This is a genomic window from Streptomyces sp. NPDC055099, from assembly GCF_053607685.1.
In genome coordinates this window covers 171,030-192,591 of the sequence record NZ_JBSGUA010000001.1, presented here as the reverse complement: position 1 = coordinate 192,591, position 21,562 = coordinate 171,030, and the positions used below count along the sequence as shown (strand labels likewise).

The window sequence follows — 21,562 nt, the reverse complement described above, 5'->3', positions numbered from 1 at the left end:
ACCCTCGTCCCCAGTCAGGTACCTAGGTTGAGGGACTCACGTGGCAGAGGCGGAGCGCATCATCGGTACGCCGGATATCCCTGAGGCCGACGGGGCCGAGCCGGAGCAGTCCGCCTCGGGCTCCGGCGAGGCGAAGGGGCAGGACGAGCCGGCGTCGCCGGACGAGCAGGGCCCCGGGGGCAAGGGGAAGCGCAAGCTCCTGGCCCTGTTCGCGGTGGCCGTGATCGCGTACGCCCTGGACCTCGTCAGCAAGATGATCGTCGTTGCGAAGCTCGAGCACCACGAGCCGATCGAGATCATCGGGGACTGGCTCCAGTTCAACGCCATCCGGAACGCGGGCGCGGCCTTCGGGATGGGCGAGGCGTTCACCGTGATCTTCACCTTCATCGCGGCGGCGGTGATCGTGGTCATCGCCCGGCTGGCCCGCAAGCTCTACAGCCTGCCGTGGGCGATCGCGCTCGGCATGCTGCTCGGCGGCGCCCTGGGCAACCTCACCGACCGGATCTTCCGTTCCCCCGGTGTGTTCGAGGGAGCGGTGGTCGACTTCATCGCGCCCAAGGGCTTCGCGGTGTTCAACCTCGCCGACTCGGCGATCGTGTGCGGCGGCTTCCTGATCGTGATCCTGTCCTTCCGCGGCTTGGACCCGGACGGCACCGTCCACAAGGACTGAGCGCCCGGGGCGAGGGGCTCGCGGTGCGGGAGTGTCGGCGGCCTCCTGCATACTCAATGGGTGAGCACGATTCCCGAGATCCGTACCCTGCCCGTGCCGGACGGCCTGGAGGGCGAGCGCGTCGACGCCGCCATCTCCCGCATGTTCGGTTTTTCCCGCACGAAGGCCGCCGAGCTGGCGGCGGCAGGCAAGGTGATGGTCGACGGCAGCGTGGTCGGCAAGTCCGAGCGTGTGCACGGCGGCGCCTGGCTGGAGGTGGAGATGCCGCAGGCGCCCGCTCCGGTGCAGATCGTCGCCGAGCCCGTCGAGGGCATGGAGATCATCCATGACGACGACGACATCCTCGTGATCGTCAAGCCGGTGGGCGTGGCCGCGCACCCGAGCCCCGGCTGGACCGGCACCACGGTGATCGGCGGCCTCGCGGCCGCCGGGTACCGCATCTCGACCTCCGGTGCCGCCGAGCGCCAGGGCATCGTGCACCGCCTGGACGTGGGCACCTCCGGTCTGATGGCGGTCGCCAAGTCGGAGCGCGCGTACACCTCCCTGAAGCGGCAGTTCAAGGAGCGCACGGTCGACAAGCGTTACAACGCGCTCGTGCAGGGCCACCCCGACCCGATGAGCGGCACGATCGACGCCCCCATCGGCCGCCACCCGAACCACGACTACAAGTGGGCGGTCACGGCCGAGGGCAAGCCCTCCGTCACGCACTACGACCTCATCGAGGCGTTTCGCGCGGCCTCCCTGCTCGACATCAAGCTGGAGACGGGCCGCACGCACCAGATCCGCGTGCACATGGCGGCCCACCGCCACCCGTGCGTGGGCGACCTGACGTACGGCGCCGACCCGACCCTCGCCAAGCGCCTCGGTCTCACCCGCCAGTGGCTGCACGCGGTGCGCCTGGGCTTCGAGCACCCCGGCGACGGGCAGTGGGTGGAGTTCGAGAGCACCTACCCGGACGACCTCCAGCAGGCGCTGGACCGCGTCCGGGCGGAGAGCTCGTGAGCTCCGCGGTCACCTGCCGGGTCGCGGTCGAGGCCGATGACCTGGAGGCCTGCTTCGCGGTCCGCAAGGAAGTCTTCGTCGTGGAGCAGCAGGTCCCCGAGGACCTTGAGTACGACGCGTACGACGCCGACGCGGTGCACGTCGTCGCCGTCCGCGACGACGGCCTTCCGCTGGGCACGGGCCGCCTGCTGACCGGTGCGGCGGCCGCCGCGAAGAACGGCGGGGACGCCGAGGTGGGCGCGCTCGGCCGGCTCGCGGTGACCAAGGCGGCGCGCGGCCTCGGCGTGGGCGCGGCCCTGGTGCGGGCGATAGAGGACGCGGCACGCGCGCGTGGCCTCACCGCCGTCGACCTGCACGCGCAGACGCACGCCCTCGGGTTCTACGAGCGCTTGGGGTACGAGGTCTACGGCCCCGAGTTCCCGGACGCGGGAATCCCGCACCGGGCGATGCGCAAGGCGCTGGACTAGCGAGCCGGGCGGGCGTCCGGAGGGGCATCGGCCGGTTCGCGGGGAACGCGTGGCAGGGTTGAGGTCTTGATCGTCTGAGTCTCGGGCCGTCCCGGGCCGGCGAGCTGCCTCGAACCGTCTCGAACCGCCGGAGGGCGCACCGTGGACCAACTGGCGCTGCTGCTCATTCTGTTGCTCGGTGCCGTCGTGACGGTGCCGTTGGGGGAGCGGCTCGGGCTGCCCGCGCCCGTCCTCATGACGCTGGCCGGGATCGTGCTCGCCTTCGTCAGCTGGGTCCCGAACGTCGAGATCCCGCCCGACTACATCCTGCCGCTGGTCCTTCCGCCCCTGCTGTACGCGGCCGTCCAGCGCACCTCCTGGCGGCAGTTCGCGGCCAACAGACGCCCCATCTTCCTGCTCGCCGTGGCCCTCGTCTTCGTGACGACCGCCGCGGTCGCCGCCATCGCCAACTCGGTGGTCCCGGGGCTTCCGATCGCCGCGGCCGTGGCCCTCGGCGCGCTCGTGGCGCCGCCCGACCCGGTCGCCGCGACCGCCGTCGCCGGGTCGCTCGGGCTGCCGCGGCGGCTCGTGTCGATCCTGGAGGGGGAGGGCCTCTTCAACGACGTCACGGCGATCGTGCTCTACCACGTGGCGATCGCGGCGGCGATCAGCGGGACGTTCTCCTGGCCGTCGGCGGTGGGGCAGTTGGTGCTCTCCGGAGTGGTCGCCGTCGCCGTGGGCGTCGCGCTCGGCTGGCTGACCAACAAGCTCATGGGGGTGCTCGGCGAGGCCACCCTGCAGACCGGCCTGACGCTGCTCGTGCCGTTCGTGAGCTACGTCCTCGCCGAGGAGCTGCTCGGCTCCGGCGTGCTCGCCGTGCTGACCACCGCGCTCTATCTGGCGGAGCACGGCGCCGACGCGGACGACGTGCTGGGCCGGATCACCGGGCAGACGTTCTGGCAGATCGTCGACACCTTGGTCACCGGCGTGGCCTTCGGGCTCATCGGGCTCGAACTGCACAACGTCTTCGGCACGGCGAACGGCCGTGAGCTGCAGATGATCGGCTGGGGCGCGGCGGTCGTCGCCGTCGTCATCGGCGTACGGCTGCTGTGGCTGCTGCCCGCGACCTGGCTGGCCAAGCGGCTGCACAAGCTGCGGGACTACGACGAGGACATCCCGACGACCTGGCGCGAGACCGTCGTCATGTGGTGGTCCGGGATGCGCGGTGTGGCCTCGGTCGCCCTCGCCTTGGCCATTCCGCTCAAGACGGAGAACGGCGACCCCTTCCCGGCCCGCGACGAGATCATCTTCATCGCCTTCTGCGTGATCATGGCCACGCTCGTCGTGCAGGGGCTCACCCTGCCCTGGCTGGTGAAGAAGCTCGGGGTGCGCGCGGACACGGACGCCGAGCGGGCCGTCGAGCGTGATCTCGCCGTCCGGGCGGCCAAGGCGGCCAAGCGCCGCCTGAAGGAGATCGAGGAGGTCGAGGAGCTGCCGGAGGACCTCTCGGAGCGGCTGCTGCGGGGCGCCTTCGACATCGGGGCCAGGATCAGCCCCGACATCGTCGACGACGAGCGGCGCGAGCGGTACTCCAAGCGCGCCGACCGTCTCAAGGCGGTCCAGCGCATCCAGCGCGACATGATGTCGGCCGCGCGCCACGAGATCCTCGCCGCGCGCAGTGAACCCGGCGCCGATCCGGAGATCGTCGACCGGGTCCTGCACCAGCTCGACGTACGCAGCCTGCGGTCCTGAGAGCGCCCGGGGCTCAGCCCCGGCCCGTGCGGGGCACTATCGGCGGCGGCGGGTGCGGCCCGTCGTCGTCCGGCGGCAGTTCGGCCCAGGCCGTGCTGACCTTGGGCAGCGCGTACGCGTGGTGTTCGGTCAGCCAGCGGATCAGGTGCTCGCGCACGGTGACCCGCACCGTCCAGATGTCGTCCGCGTCCTTGGCGGTGACCAGGGCGCGGACCTGGATCGTGTTCGGCGTCGTGTCCGTGACCGCGAGGCCCCAGTCCCTGCCGTCCCAGGCCGCGCACTCGCGCAGGATGTCCTGGAGCTTCTCCCTCATCTCGGTGATGGGCGCGGTGTGGTCGAGCTGGAAGAAGACCGTGCCGGTCATCTGGGCCCCGCCGCGCGACCAGTTCTCGAAGGGCTTCGAGACGAAGTAGGACACCGGCATCGTGATCCGGCGCTCGTCCCAGGTGCGTACGGCCAGGAAGGTCAGGGTGATCTCGTCGATCGTGCCCCACTCGCCGTCCACGACGACCGTGTCGCCGATCCGCACCATGTCGCCGAAGGCGATCTGCAGCCCCGCGAAGAGATTCGACAGCGTGGACTGGGCGGCGACGCCCGCCACGATGCCCAGTACACCGGCCGACGCGAGCAGCGACGTCCCGGCCGCCTGCATGGCGGGGAAAGTGAGCAACATCGCTCCGACGGCCACGACGCCGACGATCGCGCTGACCACCCGCTGGATGAGGGTGACCTGCGTACGCACCCGCCGGACGCGGGCGGGATCGCGGTGCGCGTTGGCGTACTGGGCGTAGGTGGCCTCGACTATCGCGGTCGCGATACGGACGAGGAGCCAGGCCACCGACCCGATGAGCATCAGGGTCAGGATCTGCGCGATCCCCGCGGAATGGTCCTTTCCGATCTCCGCTTGTTCGAATGAGCCGCGCAGCAGGGCGGCACACAGGGACAGTTGCAGTGGCAGTCGGCAGCGGCGCAGCAGACCCCACAGTGGGTTGTCGGGGCGGCGGTCATCGGCCCGGCGCAGCAGTACATCGGCCAGCCAAACCACGGCCAGCGTGAGCACGACCGAGCCGCCGACCACGATCAACGGACGCAGTACGTTCTCCATGCCCCCGAGGGTAGGTGGCACGATGGCCTCATGAACATCATGCTTTTCCACTCGACGTACGGGCTGCGGCCCGCGGTGCACGCGGCGGCCGACCGGCTGCGCGCGGAGGGCCACGAGGTGTGGACGCCCGATCTGTTCGACGGGCGCACCTTCGACACGGTCGAGGAGGGCATGGCCTTCAAGGACGAGCTCGGCAAGGACGAGCTCCTGAAGAGGGCGATCCTGGCCGCCGCGCCCTACTCCGAGCGGGGCCTCGTCTACGCCGGGTTCTCGTTCGGCGCCGCCACCGCGCAGACCCTTGCCCTCGGCGACGACAAGGCGCGCGGGCTGCTGCTCCTGCACGGCACGTCCGACATCGCCGAGAACACGACGGTGGACGAGCTGCCGGTGCAGCTGCACGTCGCCGAGCCCGATCCGTTCGAGACGGACGACTGGCTGAGCGCGTGGTACCTCCAGATGGGCCGCACGGGCGCCGACGTCGAGGTCTACCGCTACGCGGGAGCCGGCCACCTCTTCACCGACCCCGACCTGGACGATTACGACGCCGAGGCGGCGGAGGCGACGTGGCGGACGGCGATCGGTTTCCTGGAGACGCTCTAGCCGGGCGCCCCCGGGTCCTTCACGCGCGCGTGCAGCGTCCCACCGGGGCGCTCGCGGGCGGCTTGCACATGATGCCGAAGTCGGCGTCGCTGGAGCTGAGGTAGCGCCCCGCGCAGTCCGTGTCGGTGGTCCTGCCGCGCTCGGCGCAGAACCGCAGCGCGGCCCGGCCGTCCGCGAAGGGCCCGGGAGCGTAGATCACCCAGAACCCCGGCCGCAGCGACGCGTAGTCGTCGCTGCGCAGGTAGCGCGCCTCCGGCACGTCCTCGCGCACGGCCGCCAGCCTGCGGTCGCGGTCCTCCGTGCTGGAGCCGACGGGCTCGGAGTGGAGCTGGGCGATCCAGCTGCCCGACGCGGGCGGGACGCCGGGAGAGGACTCCGCGCGTCCGGGCGTCTCGCCGGGCTTCGGCGACGCCTCGGTCGAAGCCTCCCCGGAGGCGCGCGCACCGCCCTTGCCCTGCGCCCTGTCCGTCTTGGTCCCGTCCTTCAGCGCCAGCACCAGGGCGGCGCCGGCCACCAGGGCGAGCGCCACCGAGACCGCCGTGACGAGCACAGACATACGTCTTCGGGGTGCGGCAGACCGCGGCTCCACCACGGCTGCCGCCTGCTCCGAGACCAGCGTCGGCGGCCGGCTGACGCCGTTCGCCACGTCGGCGAGCATCGCGTCGAGGCGCTCCGCGTCCGGGCGCAGCGCCGGGTCCCGCACCAGAAGGGCGGTCAGGACCGGGGTGAGCGCCTGCGAGCGCACCGGCGGCGGCACCGGTTCGTCGAGCACGGCGGCGAGCGTGGCGAGGGTCGTGGCGCGGCGCAGCGGGCTGACGCCCTCCACGGCGACGTAGAGGACGACGCCCAGTGACCAGAGGTCGCCCGCCGGGCCCCGGTCCGTGCCGCGGATGCGCTCGGGCGCGATGTACTCCGGCGAGCCGATCAGGTCGCCGGTCGCGGTGAGCTGCGTGGAGCCCTGGAGCGAGGCGATGCCGAAGTCGGTGAGGACCACGGAGACGCCGGTGCCGGGGGCCTCTTCCCGCAGCAGGATGTTGGCGGGCTTCACGTCCCGGTGCAGGATGCCCGCCGCGTGGGCGACGCGCAGCGCCGAGAGCAGCTGGCGGCCGATGCGGGCCGCTTCCTGGGGCGGCAAGGTGCCCTGCTCCAGGAGGTCCTGGAGTGTGCGGCCCGGCAGCAGCTCCATCACCAGCCAGGGGTGCGGGCCCGTGTCCACGATGTGGTGGATCGTCACTACATGGGGGTGGTTGAGGCGGGCCAGCGCCCTCGCCTCGCGCAGCACGCGCTCCCGCAGGACGCGCGACTGTTCGTCCGTCAGTTCGTGCAGCGCGGGGCGCACTTCCTTGACGGCCACCTCTCGGTGCAGCACGGTGTCGCGCGCCCGCCACACCGTGCCCATGCCTCCGCTGCCGAGCCGCTCGACGAGCTCGAAACGACCGTCCACCACGTCCCCCGGGTCACTCATGCCGTCAGAGTAAGGGGCGGCTTCGGCAGCGACGCACGTGACCCGGTCAGCGCACCGGCGCGTACGCCCGCTCGACCCGCTGGGTGCCGCTGAGGGTGCGGTACGAGCGGGCCCACCTGGACGTCGCCTCGGGGTCCTTGCGGTCGGAGAGGACGTAGTAGTCCATCTGCGAGCGCTCGGCGGTGACGTCGAGGACGCCGTAGCCGTGTGAGTCCATGTCCAGCCACTTCACGTGGCGGTTGGCCGCCTTCACCGCGCCGACGGCGACCAGCGAGAGGGTGTGCGGGGCGACGTGCAGCATGTCGTCCACGTTGTCGGAGGTCACGGACGTGACCACGAACTCCGTGGCCGCGGAGGGCGATCCGGGGTACGTGGCGGCCTTGACCGGTACGTCGTTCGCCCAGGCCATGTGGATGTCCCCGGTGAGGAAGACCGTGTTCCGGATCGCCTGGTCGACCAGGTGGGAGATGAGTTCCTTGCGGTCGTCGGTGTAGCCGTCCCACTGGTCGCCGTTGACGGCGAGGCCTTCCTTGGGCAGCCCGAGCAACTCCGCGATGGGTTCGAGCAAATGGGCCGGCACGGAGCCGAAGGCCACCGGCGAGATCATCACCGACGTGCCGACCAGCTTCCAGGAGGCGTCGGATGAGGCCAGGCCCGCCTTCAGCCAGTCGAGCTGGGCGCGGCCCGTGATCGTACGGTCCGGGTCGTCCACGTCACCGCTGCCGAAGCCCGCCTGCTCGGAGCGGAAGGAGCGCAGGTCGAGCAGGTGCAGATCGGCCAGCTTGCCGAAGCGCAGGCGACGGTAGACGGTGCCTTCGGTGGAAGGGCGTACGGGCATCCACTCGAAGTACGCCTGCTTGGCCGCCGCCATGCGCTGTGCCCAGCCGCCCTCGGAGTCCGGGGAGTGGTTCACCGCGCCGCCCGACCAGGTGTTGTCGGCGAACTCGTGGTCGTCCCAGATCGCGATCAGGGGGTGCGCCGCGTGCATCGCCTGCGCGTCCGGGTCCGTCTTGTGGGCGCCGTGCCGGGTGCGGTAGTCGGCGAGGCTGACGATCTCGTGCCGCGGCTCGTGCTGCCGCACCCCGTACTCGGCGGCCGGGTACTCGCCGCTCTGGTACTCGTAGATGTAGTCGCCGATGTGCAGTACGGCGTCGAGTTCGGTGCGGGCCGCGAGATGGCGGTACGCGGAGAAGTAGCCCGCCTCCCAGTTGGCGCAGGACACCACCCCGAACCGGACACCCGGGGCCGCCGACTCGTGCGCGGGGGTGGTGCGGGTGCGGCCCACGGGGGAGTGCACCGGGGTTCCGTCGGACCCGGAGCCGCCCACGGAGAAGCGGAAGTAATAGGTGGTCGCAGGACTCAAGCCCCTTACGTCGGCCTTGACCGTGTGGTCGGCCGTGGCCCGCGCGGTCGTGCTGCCGTGGCCGACGACCTGGGTGAAGCCCTTGTCCTTGGCTATCTCCCAGCGCACTTCGGTGTCGGGGCCCTTGCCGGAGCCCGGCGTGGCCTCGGGTGTCGGCGTCACTCGGGTCCACAGCAGGACGCCGTCGGGCAGCGGGTCTCCCGACGCGACGCCGTGGTTGAACGCGGGTCCCGCGGCGGCGTGGGCGAGGGGAGCGGCGGCGAGCGGGGCGAGGGCCGCGGTGGCGGCCGCGGCCTTGACCACCGTACGGCGGCTCGGGGCAGGTGAGTTGAGCGGTCTGTGTGCGCTGATTCGACTGGTCACGAGCGATTACCTTACTGATCAGTAATCGCCAAGAGCGGGCGAATTGTGAAACGTTCGCCCGCTCTTTCGCCAAGTGCCGCTCAGCGCACGGCTCTACCGCCGGTTCAGCCCTTCAGTGCCGCGTCGATGGCCGTCTTGTACTCCTCGACCGTCGAAGGCGCGTTCTTCTTGTCGGCGCCGGTCAGCTTCTTGCCGTCCATGACGAAGGAGGGGGTGCCGTCGACGCCGTCCTTGTTGTCGTCGAACTTCTTCGACATCTCCAGGGCCCAGCGGTCGTACGTGCCGTCCTTGACGTCCTTGGCGAAGGTCTTGCTCTTCTTGAGCTCCGGGACCTGATTCGCGATCTTGGTCAGGTACGCGTCGTCCGCGAACTTGTCGGTGGTCTCCTCGGGGTGGTTCTCCTTGGAGAACAGCGCCTTCTTGTAGTCGAGGAAGGCCTGGTCGCTCACGTTCAGGGCGGCACCCATCGCGCTGAGCGCGTTCTTGGAGCCCTCACCCGTGAGGTTGCGGTCGAGGAACGAGGCGCCGACGAACTGGATCTTGTACTTGCCGTCCTCCAGGTCCTTCTCGACCGTCGGGCCCACGGTCTGCTCGAAGCTGGCGCAGACCGGGCAGCGCGGGTCCTCGTAGACCTTGAGGGTCTTCTTGGCGCTGTCCTTGCCGATGACGACGGTCGTGCCGTCCGTGCCCGCGGAGTTGGCCGGCTTGACCAGCTTCTCGTCCTTGGCGGCTTCCCAGTGGTCGGGCTTGTTGGCCTGCATGACGGCGTAGCCGACGCCGCCCGCGATCGCCAGGACCGCGACGACGGAGACGCCGACGATCATCGACCGCTTGCGCTTCTGGCGCTTGCGCTCGGCTTCCTGCTGGGCGCGGATCCGCTCGCGGGCCGCCGACTTCGCCGCCTGGCTGTTGCGCTTGCTCATGATGGTGTTCTCCGTAGGAATGACGTGCGTGTGGGGACGGTGGTGCTCAGGCGAAGGCGGCCGAGCACGGCGGTCCACGCCGTCCCACGAAGTGCACGAGAAGCCGCGTACGCGCGGTACGCACCCGGCGCGCGGGACGCGGGGCCCGCAGAACGGGCCGCGGGCGGATGCCCGCCGCGGCGACCGCGACGAGCAGCGGCCGGAAGGTGGAGGCGGCCACCGCGCGCAGCACCTGCGCCAGGGCGCGTTCCCCGTGCCGCAGCCAGGCAGCCGCGAGCAGGCCGACCGCGATGTGCGCGCCGAGCAGCAGCCAGGCGGCGCCGGGCTCGGCGTCGGCGAGCAGCACGGCGGCACGGTGTCCGTCGCCGCCGGTCATCTGGGCCAGCGGGGTGCCGACGTCGGCGCCCCCGCACAGCACGTCGAAGCCGACGGAGCGCAGCGGGCCCGCTACGGGGCCGCCCGCCTGGCCGTAACAGACGTGCTGCCCGGCGGTGAACACCGTGTCGGCGGCCAGTTCGAGGGGGATCAGCAGGGCGGCGATGCGGCCGTAGCCACGCTCGCGCCCCGCCAGTGCGTACGCGATGACGAAGACCGCGCCGGAGATCACCGCGACGGTGGCCGGCGGCAGCGGGGCGCGGGACAGCAGCACGTGCGACGCGGCGGAGAGCGTCACGACGAGCGCCGTGAAGAGCGCCGCACGCACGGCTCTGAGCTGGGTCCCGGATATGTCCATCGCGCAAGCGAGTGTGCCATGTGTTCCCGTAAGGCAGCCCTAAAGGGTGCCTATGAGTCGCACGGCGCCGCCTTCGTGCCTACAGACCGGGAATCCGGCCGTTGCGGAACAGGTCGACGAAGATCTGGTGGTCCCTGCGGGCCCGCGCGCCGTACTCGTGCGCGAAGTCCACGAGCAGGTCTCCGAAGCCCTCCTCGTCCGCCGCGATGGCGGCGTCGATCGCGCGCTCCGTGGAGAACGGCACCAGGTCCGAGTGCCCGCTCTCGTCGTCCGCCGCGGAGTGCATCGTGGCGGTGGCGCGGCCCAGGTCGGCGATGACCGCGGCGATCTCCTCCCAGTCGTCGATGTCCGACCAGTCCAGGTCCACCGCGTACGGAGAGACCTCGGCGACGAGCTGTCCCGCGCCGTCCAGCTCGGTCCAGCCCAGCCACGGGTCGGCGTGCGCCTGCAGCGCGCGCTGCGAGATGACCGTGCGGTGGCCCTCGTGCCGGAAGTAGTCGCGGGCCGCGCCGTCGGTGATGTGCCGCGAGACGGCCGGGGTCTGCGCCTGCTTGAGGTAGATCACGACGTCGTTCTCCAGGGCGTCGCTGTTGCCCTCGAGGAGGATGTTGTACGAGGGCAGTCCCGCGGAGCCGATGCCGATGCCGCGCCGGCCGACGACGTCCTTGACGCGGTACGAGTCGGGGCGGGTCAGCGAGGACTCGGGCAGTGTCTCCAGATAGCCGTCGAAGGCGGCGAGCACCTTGTAGCGCGTGGCCGCGTCGAGCTCGATGGAGCCGCCGCCCGGGGCGAAGCGGCGCTCGAAGTCACGGATCTCCGTCATGGACTCCAGGAGACCGAAGCGGGTCAGCGAACGGGCGTCGCGCAGCGCGTCCAGGAGCGGGCCCTGGGCGGTGTCCAGGGTGAAGGGCGGCACCTCGTCGCTCTTGGCGCCGGTCGCCAGGTCGTGGATGCGCTCGCGGTACGCCGCCGCGTAGATCCGGACCAGGTCGGTGATCTGCTCGTCGCTGAGTGCCTTCGTGTACCCGATGAGGGCCACGGAGGCGGCGAAGCGCTTCAGGTCCCAGGTGAAGGGGCCGACGTACGCCTCGTCGAAGTCGTTCACGTTGAAGATCAGGCGGCCCTGGGCGTCCATGTACGTGCCGAAGTTCTCCGCGTGCAGGTCGCCGTGGATCCACACCCGTCCCGTGCGCTCGTCCAGGTAGGGACCGCCGTGCTGCTCGCGCTCCAGGTCCCCGTAGAAGAGGCAGGCCGTGCCGCGGTAGAACGCGAAGGCGGAGCCGGCCATCTTCCGGAACTTCACCCGGAACGCGGCGGGGTCCGCGGCGAGCAGCTCGCCGAACGCGGTGTCGAAGACGGAGAGGATCTGCTCGCCGCGCTGCTCAGCGGTGGGCTGCGGTTCCGACATCGCGGGGTGCCTCCAGGTAACGGGTGGTGCAAGGTCGTGCATGACATTTTGGACAGGTGTCCCGACCTGTCCAACGCACGACGGTACCCCCGAGTGCCCGCCGCTTGTCAGTCCTCCGGATTAGACTTCCCCGCTGTCCCCCCAGACTGCCCGCAGCCTGTCACCGACTGTTCTCCGGAGGCCTCCCGCCGTGACCAAGCCGCCCTTTACGCACCTCCACGTCCACACCCAGTACTCGCTGCTGGACGGTGCCGCGCGGCTCAAGGACATGTTCAACGCCTGTAATGAGATGGGCATGACGCACGTCGCCATGTCCGACCACGGCAACCTCCACGGGGCGTACGACTTCTTCCACTCGGCGCAGAAGGCGGGCGTGACGCCGATCATCGGCATCGAGGCGTATGTGGCGCCCGAGTCCCGGCGCAACAAGCGGAAGATCAAGTGGGGCCAGCCGCATCAGAAGCGTGACGACGTGTCCGGTTCCGGTGGTTACACCCACAAGACGATCTGGGCTGCGAACAACACCGGCCTGCACAACCTCTTCCGGCTGTCCTCGGACGCGTACGCCGAGGGCTGGCTGCAGAAGTGGCCGCGCATGGACAAGGAGACGATCTCCCAGTGGTCGGAGGGCCTGATCGCCTCCACCGGCTGCCCCTCCGGAGAGCTCCAGACCCGGCTGCGCCTCGGCCAGTTCGACGAGGCCGTGAAGGCCGCCGCCGAGTACCAGGACATCTTCGGCAAGGACCGGTACTTCCTGGAGCTGATGGACCACGGCATCGACATCGAGCGCCGGGTCCGCGACGACCTGCTCCGGGTCGGCAAAAAGCTCGGCATCCCGCCCCTGGTGACGAACGACTCGCACTACACGTACGCGCACGAGTCCGCCGCGCACGACGCCCTGCTCTGCATCCAGACCGGCAAGAACCTCTCGGACCCGGACCGCTTCCGCTTCGACGGCACCGGCTACTACCTGAAGTCCACGGACGAGATGTACGCCATCGACTCCTCGGACGCCTGGCAGGAGGGCTGCCGCAACACGCTCCTGGTGGCCGAGCAGATCGACACCACCGGCATGTTCGAAAAGCGCGACCTCATGCCGAAGTTCGACATCCCGGAGGGCTTCACCGAGGTCACCTGGTTCCAGGAGGAGGTCCGCCGCGGCATGGAGCGCCGCTACCCGGGCGGTGTCCCCGAGGACCGGCAGAAGCAGGCCGAGTACGAGATGGACATCATCATCCAGATGGGGTTCCCGGGGTACTTCCTCGTGGTCGCCGACTTCATCATGTGGGCCAAGAACAACGGCATCGCGGTCGGCCCCGGCCGAGGCTCCGCGGCCGGCTCGATCGTCGCGTACGCCATGGGCATCACCGACCTCGACCCCATCACGCACGGTCTGATCTTCGAGCGGTTCCTCAACCCCGAGCGCGTGTCCATGCCCGATGTCGACATCGACTTCGACGAGCGCAGGCGCGTCGAGGTGATCAGGTACGTGACGGAGAAGTACGGCGCCGACAAGGTCGCCATGATCGGCACGTACGGAAAGATCAAGGCGAAGAACGCCATCAAGGACTCCGCGCGCGTGCTCGGATATCCGTACGCGATGGGCGACCGCCTCACCAAGGCGATGCCCGCCGACGTCCTCGGCAAGGGCATCGACCTCTCCGGCATCACCGACCCCAAGCACCCGCGCTACAGCGAGGCGGGCGAGATCCGGGGGATGTACGAGAACGAACCGGACGTCAAGAAGGTCATCGACACCGCCAAGGGCGTCGAGGGCCTGGTCCGGCAGATGGGCGTGCACGCGGCCGGCGTGATCATGTCCAGCGAGCCGATCGTGGACCACGCGCCGATCTGGGTGCGGCACACCGACGGCGTGACCATCACGCAGTGGGACTACCCCCAGTGCGAGTCGCTCGGCCTGCTCAAGATGGACTTCCTGGGCCTGCGCAACCTCACCATCATGGACGACGCCGTCAAGATGGTGCGCAACGACAAGGGCATCGACCTGGAGATGCTCTCGCTCCCGCTCGACGACCCGAAGACCTTCGAACTGCTCTGCCGCGGTGAGACGCTCGGCGTCTTCCAGTTCGACGGCGGCCCGATGCGTTCGCTGCTGCGCCAGATGCAGCCCGACAACTTCGAGGACATTTCCGCCGTCTCGGCCCTGTACCGGCCGGGCCCGATGGGCATGAACTCGCACATCAACTACGCGGAGCGCAAGAACGGCCGCCAGGAGATCACGCCGATCCACCCGGAGCTCGAAGAGCCCCTGAAGGAGACGCTCGGCCTCACCTACGGCCTCATCGTGTACCAGGAGCAGGTGCAGAAGGCCGCGCAGATCGTCGCCGGCTACTCCCTCGGCGAAGCCGACATCCTGCGCCGCGTGATGGGCAAGAAGAAGCCCGACGAACTGGCGAAGAACTTCGTCCTGTTCCAGGAGGGCGCGAAGAAGAACGGCTACTCGGACGCCGCGATCCAGGCCCTGTGGGACGTCCTGGTCCCCTTCGCCGGATACGCGTTCAACAAGGCGCACTCCTCCGCGTACGGCCTCGTCACGTACTGGACCGCCTACCTCAAGGCGAACTACCCCGCCGAGTACATGGCGGCGCTGCTCACCTCGGTGAAGGACGACAAGGACAAGTCGGCCATCTACCTGAACGAGTGCCGGCGCATGGGCATCAAGGTCCTGCCGCCCAACGTGAACGAGTCCGTGCACAACTTCGCCGCCCAGGGCGACGACGTGATCCTCTTCGGCCTGGAGGCCGTCCGCAACGTCGGCACGAACGTGGTCGAGTCGATCGTCCGCTCCCGCAAGGCCAAGGGGAAGTTCGCCTCCTTCCCCGACTACCTCGACAAGGTCGAGGCCGCCGCCTGCAACAAGCGCACCACGGAGTCGCTGATCAAGGCGGGCGCCTTCGACACCATGGGGCACACCCGCAAGGGCCTGACCGCGCAGTACGAGCCCATGATCGACAACGTGGTGCAGGTCAAGCGCAAGGAGGCGGAAGGGCAGTTCGACCTCTTCGGAGGGGGCGAGGAGACCGGCGGCGAGCCGGGCTTCGGGCTCGACGTGGAGTTCTCCACCGACGAGTGGGAGAAGACGTATCTCCTCGCCCAGGAACGGGAGATGCTCGGTCTGTACGTCTCCGACCACCCCCTGTTCGGCCTGGAGCACGTGCTCTCCGACAAGGCCGACGCGGGCATCGGACAGCTCACCGGCGGTGACTACTCGGACGGCTCGATCGTCACCATCGGCGGCATCATCTCCGGCCTCCAGCGCAAGATGACCAAGCAGGGCAACGCCTGGGCGATCGCGACCGTCGAGGACCTCGCGGGCTCCATCGAGTGCATGTTCTTCCCGGCGACCTATCAGCTGGTGTCGACCCAACTCGTCGAGGACGCCGTGGTGTTCGTCAAGGGCCGCCTCGACAAGCGCGAGGACGTGCCGCGCCTGGTCGCGATGGAGATGCAGGTCCCCGACCTGTCGAACGCGGGCACCAACGCGCCCGTCCTGATCACCATCCCGACGGTGAAGGTGACCCCGCCGATGGTCAGCCGCCTCGGCGAGATCCTCAGCCACCACCGAGGCAACAGCGAGGTGCGGATCAAGCTCCAGGGGGCCCAGAAGACGACGGTGCTGCGGCTCGACCGCCACCGGGTACAGCCCGATCCCGCCCTTTTCGGCGACCTGAAGGTGCTGCTCGGCCCGTCCTGCCTGGCCGGGTAGCCGGGTAGCCGCATAGCCAGGTAGAGGCCAGTTCCATGTGAACCAGAACCATATGAAGGGGCGCACCCGCAATTCCGGGTGCGCCCCTTCACGCTTATCCGCCCGTGTGGGCGTCAGTCAGACGTCAGTTGTGGCCGAAGCGGCGCTGGTGCTTGCGCGCCACCTCGGACGGGCTGCCCTGTGCCTGCACGTTGGACTGCACGCGCTGCTCGGCCTGCTCCGCGGACGACTTGGCCTGCTCCTGGGCCTGCTCGGCGGCCGAGGCGCGGTTCTGGTCGCCACCCTGCTTGCGGTTCTTGTTCTTGGCCATGGTGATCTTCCTCCTGAGGGGGATCTGGGGGCCAGGACGCGACCAGATTCACATACGGCGACAAGCTGCGCATTTCAGAGAATTACCGTGCGTAATAAGCCCTGTCGGAGAGTGAAGTCGCGATACGCCACGCCGAAGATCGAGTTCCGGCCGTTAACCTCCGCCGGGTCGGGCAGACTCGAAGGAAACCCGAACCATTACTTCCAGGGAATCTCCAGGGAAAGCTCCAGGGAAAGAGGGTGGATCGCGTGGACCGCTGCATCGTCCTGGTGGACGCCGGGTATCTGCTGGGCGCCGCCGCGAGTCTCCTCGCGGGCGAGCCGTCCCGGTCCCGGATCACCGTCGATCACACCGCTCTCATCCAGGGCATCCGTGAGCGCGCCGAATCCGACACCGAGCGCCCCCTGCTCCGGATCTACTGGTTCGACGGAGCCCCCGACCGCGTGCCCCAGCCCGAGCACCGCAGGCTGCGCGTCATGCCCCGCGTGACGGTCCGGCTCGGCGCCCTGACCCGCAGCGACGGGCGGTGGGCCCAGAAGGGCGTCGACGCCGCCATGCACGCCGAGCTGACGGAGCTGGCCCGCAACCGCGCCTGCTCGGACATCGTGCTCGTCACCGGCGACGGGGACCTGCTGCCCGGCATGATGGCCGCCAAGGAGCACGGCGTCGCCGTCCACCTGTGGGCCGTCCAGGCCGCCGACGGGGACTACAACCAGTCCGAGGACCTGGTGGCCGAGGCCGACGAGCGGCGCGTCCTGGACCGTGCCTGGATCACCAAGGCCGTACGCCCCAAGGAGCTCACCGGCGTCTGCGCGCCCTCTCCCGTCCCGCGCCCCGAGATCGCCGCCATCCTCTCCGCGCCGCTGCCGGAGTCCGCGCTCGCGGCAAGCGCCCAGCGGGCCGCCGACGAGGCCGCCGGGGTCCAGCACGCACAGCACGGCCAGCACGCCGAAACAGGGGCAGGGGCCGGGGCCAACGGCGACAGCGGCGGCGCCCACCACATCCCGCCGGGCAAGGGCGTGCCCACCCCCAAGGACCTGGCCGCCCTGCGCGGCCCCGGCACCCAGGCCGCCCAGCACCCCACCAACGCCACGCTGCGCTGGTCCTCCGACAAGGGCTGGGTCGAGCGGCCCGGCGGCGCCGCGGAGAGCCCGGAGATCGCCGCCCTGCCGACGCTCGCCCAGCTGACGACGGCCGAGCAGCGCTGGGCGGACCGCGAGGAGGACATCACCACCGTCGGCGGTGACCCCTTCGAGGTCGGGCAGGTCTTCGCGCGCCGCTGGATGGCCCGCCTGCCGGAACAGCACAACCTGCAGAAGCTCTCGACGATGTACCCGCGCATCCCGCACCGCGTCGACGGCGAGCTCCTGCGGTACGCGGCCCGCTTCGGCCTGCTCGCCCACAAGGACGACCAGATCGACGAACACGACCGGTACGCGATCCGGGCCGGCTTCTGGCGCGAGATCGACGTGCACACGGCGGTGGAGCACGCACCGGTGGGCGACCGCTCCGGCGAGTGACCGAACAGGCACGCGAACGAGTGACGGAACACGTCCGCAGATGACTGATACGGGGCGTACTGGGCGCCCCGGGCGACGTACCGGGCGCGGGACCCCGTACCCTCGTCCTTCGTGAGTACGCGCTCGGCACAGGCAGTCCGACAGGGACTCCGACAGGGTCACGGCAGTGATGCCGTCTGCGCGGTGCGCGACCTCGTCAAGACCTATCCCGCCGCCCGCGGCAGGCGCGGCACGCCCGCGACGCCCGAGGTGCGCGCCACCGACGGCATCAGCCTCGAGGTCAGGCGCGGCGAGATCTTCGGCCTGCTCGGGCCCAACGGCGCGGGCAAGTCCACCCTCGTACGGCAGCTGACCGGCCTGATGCGGCCCGACAGCGGGAGCGTCGAGATCCTCGGGCACGACATCCTGCGCCACCCCGAGCGGGCCGCACGCATCCTCGCGTACCTGGGCCAGGAATCCACCGCGCTCGACGAGCTGACCGTCTCGCTCGCCGTCGAGACGACCGCGCGGCTGCGCGGCCTCGACGTCCGCGCGGCGCGGGCCGAGCGGGACGGCGTACTCGAAGAGCTCGCGCTCACCCCGCTCGCCACACGGCCCCTGAAGAAGCTTTCCGGCGGGCAGCGCAGGCTCGCCTGCTTCGCCACCGCGCTGGTGGGGCAGCGGCCGCTGCTCGTCCTGGACGAGCCGACGACCGGCATGGACCCCATCGCGCGCCGCGCGGTCTGGGGCGCGGTCGACCGGCGCAGGGCCGAGCACGGCACGACGGTGCTGCTCGTCACGCACAACGTCATCGAGGCCGAGACGGTCCTGGACCGCGTGGCCGTCCTCGATCACGGCAAGGTCATCGCCTGCGACAGCCCCGTGGGGCTGAAGGAGCAGGTCGCCGGCGAGGTGCGGGTCGAGCTGGTCTGGCGGGAGCGCGCGCCGCTCGACGTCCCCGAGGTCGCCGCGCTGCGCTCGTCCGCGGTGGAGTCCGGCCGGCGCTGGTCCCTGCGGCTGGCCCCCGACGAGGCGCGGGCCGCCGTCGCGGCGGTCACCGGCGGGGCCGCCTTCGCCGCGCTCGACGACTTCACCCTGGCCACACCGAGTCTGGAGGACGTGTATCTCGCCCTGGGCGGGAACGGGGAAGGGCTGGTGAAGGCGTGACCTTCGCCGGACGGATGAACAGCGACAGCAGGAGGGCCGTTCGGTGAGTGCCGTTCCCCTGGAAGCGGCCGTACGGGCCGACGACCGAGAGTGGCAGGCCGAGGCCGCCGAGCCCCTGGGGCCCCGTGCGCGGCTGTTCCCCGCGCTCGCGGCCGTCTACCGGGCGCAGTTGTCCCGGGCCCGCGTCGCACGCATCCCGCTGCTCTTCGTGGCCACCTTCCAGTCCGTCGGGATCATGATCCTGATGCGGGGCGTCGTGGACGGGGGCGGCGAGGCGCGTGCCGTCGTCGCCGGGTCCTCCGTGCTCGTCGTCGCGTTCGTCGCGCTCAACCTGCTCGCGCAGTACTTCGGGCAGCTGCGGGCCGACGGCGGCCTCGACCACTACGCCACGCTGCCCGTGCCGCCCGCCGCGGTGGTCCTCGGCGCCGCGGCCGCCTACGCCTCGTTCACCGTGCCGGGCACCCTCGTCACCGCGGTCGTCGGCTGCGGTCTCTTCGGGCTCCCGATGGCGAACCTCTGGGTGCTCGCCGCGGTCATCCCGTTGGCCGGTGCCGCGCTCGCGGGTCTCGGCGCCGCCCTCGGGCTGCTCGCGCCGCGCCCCGAACTGGCCACGCTGCTCGGCCAGTTGGGCATGTCGGCGGCACTGCTCCTCGGCGTGCTCCCGGCCGAGCGGATGCCCGGGTTCCTGCAGTACGCGCGTGACCTGCTGCCCTCGACGTACGGGGTCGAGGCGTTCGCCCGTACCTTCGGGCCGCACCCGGACTGGGCGACCGTCGTCCTCGATCTCGCCGTCTGCGCGGGGGTCGGCGTCGCCTCGCTCGCGATCGCCACCTGGGCGTACCGCCGTGCGGCCGTGCGTTGACGCGGTCCTCGCCGTGCGGTGAAGCGGTCCTCAGGTAGTACTGGCACCATGTGTGGGTGACTGCACCGCTGACGCCCTCCCAGCCGCCCCACGACCGGCCCCCGCACGATCCCTGGCAGCAAGCCGCTCAGCCGTCCGGAGCCGTTCCCCTGCCGGCGGACGAGGAGGACGGTCCTGGCATGAAGACCGAAGTGCGGCAGGCCGCGGTGATCGCGGTCGTGGTGGCTGTCTGCGGCGTGCTGCTCGGCCTGCTGTGGCTGTGGCTCGCGCCTCGTGTGCCGTTGATCGCCGACAGCGAGACGGTGTACCTCAAGGACACCGAGGGGGAGCAGGCCATCGGCGTCGACGGAACGTTCACCCTGCTCGCGCTCGCGTTCGGCGCGGTGAGCGGCGCCGTGGTGTTCCTGCTGCGCAGGCGGGGCGGCATTCCGCTGGTCGTCGGGCTGACGGCCGGGAGCCTGCTGGGGGCCGTGCTCGCCTGGCGTCTGGGGATCTTCCTCGGGCCCGAGACGGATGTCGTGGCCCATGCGAAGTCCGTGGGCAAGGGCGTGGCGTTCGACGCCCCGATGGAGCTCAAGGCCAAGGGCGCGCTGCTCGCCTGGCCCGTGGCCGCGCTGCTCGTGCACCTGGGTCTGACCGGGCTCTTCGGGCCGCGGGACCCCGAGCCGTACCCCCTGCCCTACGGGGACCCCGGGCGGGCAGAGGGCGGCTCGGACCACACCGGGGCGTGAGACCGCCCCTCGGGCCGCTCGTGGACGTCAGGCGGGCCGGACGGGTCAGGCGGGGCGCTTTCCGTGGTTCGCCTTGCCCTTGCGCACCCGCCACTTCCTCTTGCGCGTCTTCTTCGACATGAGGGTGGTACTAGTCGAGCCCGCGGCCCCCGTCGAGGGCCTATTCACGCCCGATCGGGGCCAGGACCGCGTCCGTGAGACGCGCCAGGTCACCGGGGGCCAGTTCGACCTCGAGGCCCCGGCGGCCCGCCGACACGCAGATCGTGGCGTGCGAGGAGGCCGAGTCGTCCAGGACGGTGCGGAGCTTCTTGCGCTGGCCGAGGGGTGAGATGCCGCCCCGTACGTACCCCGTGGTGCGTTCGGCGGCGGCGGGGTCCGCCATCACCGCGCGCTTGCCGGAGACCGCCGAGGCCAGGGCCTTGAGGTTCAGGGTGCCCGCCACCGGGACCACGGCCACCGTCAGCTCGCCGTCGACCTCCGCGACCAGGGTCTTGTAGACCCGGTCGGGGGAGACGCCCATGGCCTGCGCCGCCTCCTCGCCGTACGAGGGGTGCGCGGGGTCGTGTTCGTAGGCGTGGACCGTGTAGTCGGCGTTCGCCGCGGTGAGGGCCACCGTCGCCGGGGTGCCGCCCGTGCCCGACTGCTTCTGCTTCTTCTTCTGCTTCTTCGCCAAAGCGCTCGCGCCTTACGTCAGTTGAGGCTCGTGGTGCCGCGCGTGAGGTCCGTCGCGGGCAACGACGGCAGATTACGGATGATCGCGGTCTCGGCGCGAAGGACTTTCAGCTCCTCGTGCAGGCGCGACGCCGTGTCCGGTGCCTCCAGGAGCCGCTGCTTCGTGGGGGTGTCGAGGACGGCTGCGGCGGCGACCAGATACGACACCACGGACGGGTCGTCCGGCAGCTCGGCGCCCGTGGACAGGGACCGCTCGCGCGCCCCCGCCAGCCGCTTCTGATAGGCGCGGAACGCCCGCAGGACGCCCTCGGCGAGGGCGCCGGCCTCCTCGCCCGGTTCCTCGGGCAGCTCCTCGACCTCCGCGGTCAGGAAGGCTCCCGACGCGTCCACCGAGTGCAGGCGTACGCGGGTGGTGCCGGTGGCGAGGACCTCGAAGCCGCCGTCGGCGCGCTCCCTGATCGTCGCCGCGTCCGCGATGCAGCCCACCGCGTGGAAGGCCTTGAGCGGGTCCTCGCCGAAGCCGGCGGTCGGGCCCTGCTCGGGCTGTGCGGTGGGGTCCGGGAGGCCCGGGGCGCTCGGGGCGACCTCGAGGCCGTCACGGATGGCGACGACCGCGAAGAGGCGCTGCTCCTCGTCGGGGGTCTTGAGCAGATCGCGCATCATGGCGCGATAACGCTCCTCGAACACGTTCAGCGGGAGCACGAGTCCCGGGAACAGCACCGAGTTGAGCGGGAAGAGCGGAAGCCGGACGGTGGTCACGAGCT

General features: G+C 70.7%; 19 protein-coding genes. 10 read left to right on the top strand and 9 right to left on the bottom strand.

The window, feature by feature from the left end:
* Positions 1-40 precede the first annotated feature (40 nt).
* The 4 genes from lspA (at position 41) to ACWFRU_RS00840 (ending at position 3,870) form a co-directional block, all read left to right on the top strand.
* Entirely contained in the window at positions 41-670 is a 630-nt protein-coding gene (lspA, locus tag ACWFRU_RS00855) for a signal peptidase II (protein ID WP_453683618.1), read from the top strand.
* Positions 671-730: 60 nt separating this feature from the next.
* Positions 731-1,672: an RluA family pseudouridine synthase gene (locus ACWFRU_RS00850; RefSeq protein WP_249590444.1), complete on the top strand. Its 942-nt coding sequence runs from the start codon at positions 731-733 to the stop codon at positions 1,670-1,672.
* Positions 1,669-2,139, top strand: a complete 471-nt coding sequence (locus tag ACWFRU_RS00845; protein ID WP_453683617.1) for a GNAT family N-acetyltransferase — start codon at positions 1,669-1,671, stop codon at positions 2,137-2,139. Before ACWFRU_RS00850 ends, ACWFRU_RS00845 begins: the two co-directional genes overlap by 4 nt.
* A 141-nt stretch (positions 2,140-2,280) precedes the next feature.
* Positions 2,281-3,870, top strand: coding sequence for a Na+/H+ antiporter (locus tag ACWFRU_RS00840; RefSeq protein ID WP_453683616.1), 1,590 nt, complete (start codon positions 2,281-2,283; stop codon positions 3,868-3,870).
* A 13-nt stretch (positions 3,871-3,883) separates the two neighbouring features.
* On the opposite strand, the gene ACWFRU_RS00835 is transcribed toward ACWFRU_RS00840, so the two are convergent.
* On the bottom strand, positions 3,884-4,975 hold the full coding sequence (locus ACWFRU_RS00835) for a mechanosensitive ion channel family protein (RefSeq protein ID WP_453683615.1): 1,092 nt from the start codon (positions 4,973-4,975) through the stop codon (positions 3,884-3,886).
* Between the two features lie 30 nt (positions 4,976-5,005).
* Between ACWFRU_RS00835 and ACWFRU_RS00830 the strand changes: the two genes are divergently transcribed.
* On the top strand, positions 5,006-5,575 hold the full coding sequence (locus ACWFRU_RS00830; protein ID WP_453683614.1) for a dienelactone hydrolase family protein: 570 nt from the start codon (positions 5,006-5,008) through the stop codon (positions 5,573-5,575).
* Positions 5,576-5,594: 19 nt separating this feature from the next.
* Here ACWFRU_RS00830 and ACWFRU_RS00825 read toward each other — a convergent pair whose 3' ends face one another.
* From ACWFRU_RS00825 to ACWFRU_RS00805, 5 genes are all read right to left on the bottom strand, one after another.
* A complete protein-coding gene (locus tag ACWFRU_RS00825) occupies positions 5,595-7,040 on the bottom strand; it encodes a serine/threonine-protein kinase (protein WP_453683613.1) in 1,446 nt (481 codons plus the stop codon).
* A gap of 46 nt (positions 7,041-7,086) precedes the next feature.
* Positions 7,087-8,766 carry an alkaline phosphatase D family protein gene (locus tag ACWFRU_RS00820; protein WP_453683612.1) on the bottom strand — a complete coding sequence of 560 codons (1,680 nt, stop codon included), beginning with the start codon at positions 8,764-8,766 and terminating at the stop codon, positions 7,087-7,089.
* 104 nt (positions 8,767-8,870) lie between these two features.
* The gene (locus ACWFRU_RS00815; protein ID WP_453683611.1) at positions 8,871-9,689 is read right to left on the bottom strand and encodes a thioredoxin domain-containing protein; all 819 of its coding nucleotides are present in this window, start codon (positions 9,687-9,689) and stop codon (positions 8,871-8,873) included.
* A 46-nt stretch (positions 9,690-9,735) separates the two neighbouring features.
* Positions 9,736-10,422 carry a hypothetical protein gene (locus tag ACWFRU_RS00810; RefSeq protein WP_453683610.1) on the bottom strand — a complete coding sequence of 229 codons (687 nt, stop codon included), beginning with the start codon at positions 10,420-10,422 and terminating at the stop codon, positions 9,736-9,738.
* A gap of 79 nt (positions 10,423-10,501) precedes the next feature.
* Positions 10,502-11,830: a DUF2252 domain-containing protein gene (locus ACWFRU_RS00805; RefSeq protein WP_453683609.1), complete on the bottom strand. Its 1,329-nt coding sequence runs from the start codon at positions 11,828-11,830 to the stop codon at positions 10,502-10,504.
* A gap of 190 nt (positions 11,831-12,020) precedes the next feature.
* Here ACWFRU_RS00805 and dnaE point away from each other — a divergent pair, with 190 nt between their 5' ends.
* A complete protein-coding gene (gene dnaE, locus ACWFRU_RS00800; RefSeq protein WP_453683608.1) occupies positions 12,021-15,557 on the top strand; it encodes a DNA polymerase III subunit alpha in 3,537 nt (1,178 codons plus the stop codon).
* 124 nt (positions 15,558-15,681) lie between these two features.
* Here dnaE and ACWFRU_RS00795 read toward each other — a convergent pair whose 3' ends face one another.
* Positions 15,682-15,867 carry a hypothetical protein gene (locus ACWFRU_RS00795; RefSeq protein WP_365822676.1) on the bottom strand — a complete coding sequence of 62 codons (186 nt, stop codon included), beginning with the start codon at positions 15,865-15,867 and terminating at the stop codon, positions 15,682-15,684.
* A gap of 248 nt (positions 15,868-16,115) precedes the next feature.
* Between ACWFRU_RS00795 and ACWFRU_RS00790 the strand changes: the two genes are divergently transcribed.
* From ACWFRU_RS00790 to ACWFRU_RS00775, 4 genes are all read left to right on the top strand, one after another.
* Positions 16,116-17,387 (top strand): NYN domain-containing protein, encoded by a 1,272-nt coding sequence (locus ACWFRU_RS00790; RefSeq protein ID WP_453683607.1) that lies wholly within the window; start codon positions 16,116-16,118, stop codon positions 17,385-17,387.
* A 111-nt stretch (positions 17,388-17,498) separates the two neighbouring features.
* Positions 17,499-18,533 carry an ABC transporter ATP-binding protein gene (locus ACWFRU_RS00785; RefSeq protein ID WP_453683606.1) on the top strand — a complete coding sequence of 345 codons (1,035 nt, stop codon included), beginning with the start codon at positions 17,499-17,501 and terminating at the stop codon, positions 18,531-18,533.
* A 58-nt stretch (positions 18,534-18,591) separates the two neighbouring features.
* Entirely contained in the window at positions 18,592-19,395 is an 804-nt protein-coding gene (locus ACWFRU_RS00780; RefSeq protein ID WP_363208679.1) for an ABC transporter permease, read from the top strand.
* Between the two features lie 56 nt (positions 19,396-19,451).
* Positions 19,452-20,126, top strand: a complete 675-nt coding sequence (locus tag ACWFRU_RS00775; RefSeq protein WP_453683605.1) for a DUF2567 domain-containing protein — start codon at positions 19,452-19,454, stop codon at positions 20,124-20,126.
* A gap of 160 nt (positions 20,127-20,286) precedes the next feature.
* Here ACWFRU_RS00775 and ybaK read toward each other — a convergent pair whose 3' ends face one another.
* Positions 20,287-20,799 (bottom strand): Cys-tRNA(Pro) deacylase, encoded by a 513-nt coding sequence (gene ybaK / locus ACWFRU_RS00770; RefSeq protein WP_453683604.1) that lies wholly within the window; start codon positions 20,797-20,799, stop codon positions 20,287-20,289.
* A 17-nt stretch (positions 20,800-20,816) separates the two neighbouring features.
* Entirely contained in the window at positions 20,817-21,557 is a 741-nt protein-coding gene (locus ACWFRU_RS00765) for an LON peptidase substrate-binding domain-containing protein (protein ID WP_453683603.1), read from the bottom strand.
* Positions 21,558-21,562 lie beyond the last annotated feature (5 nt).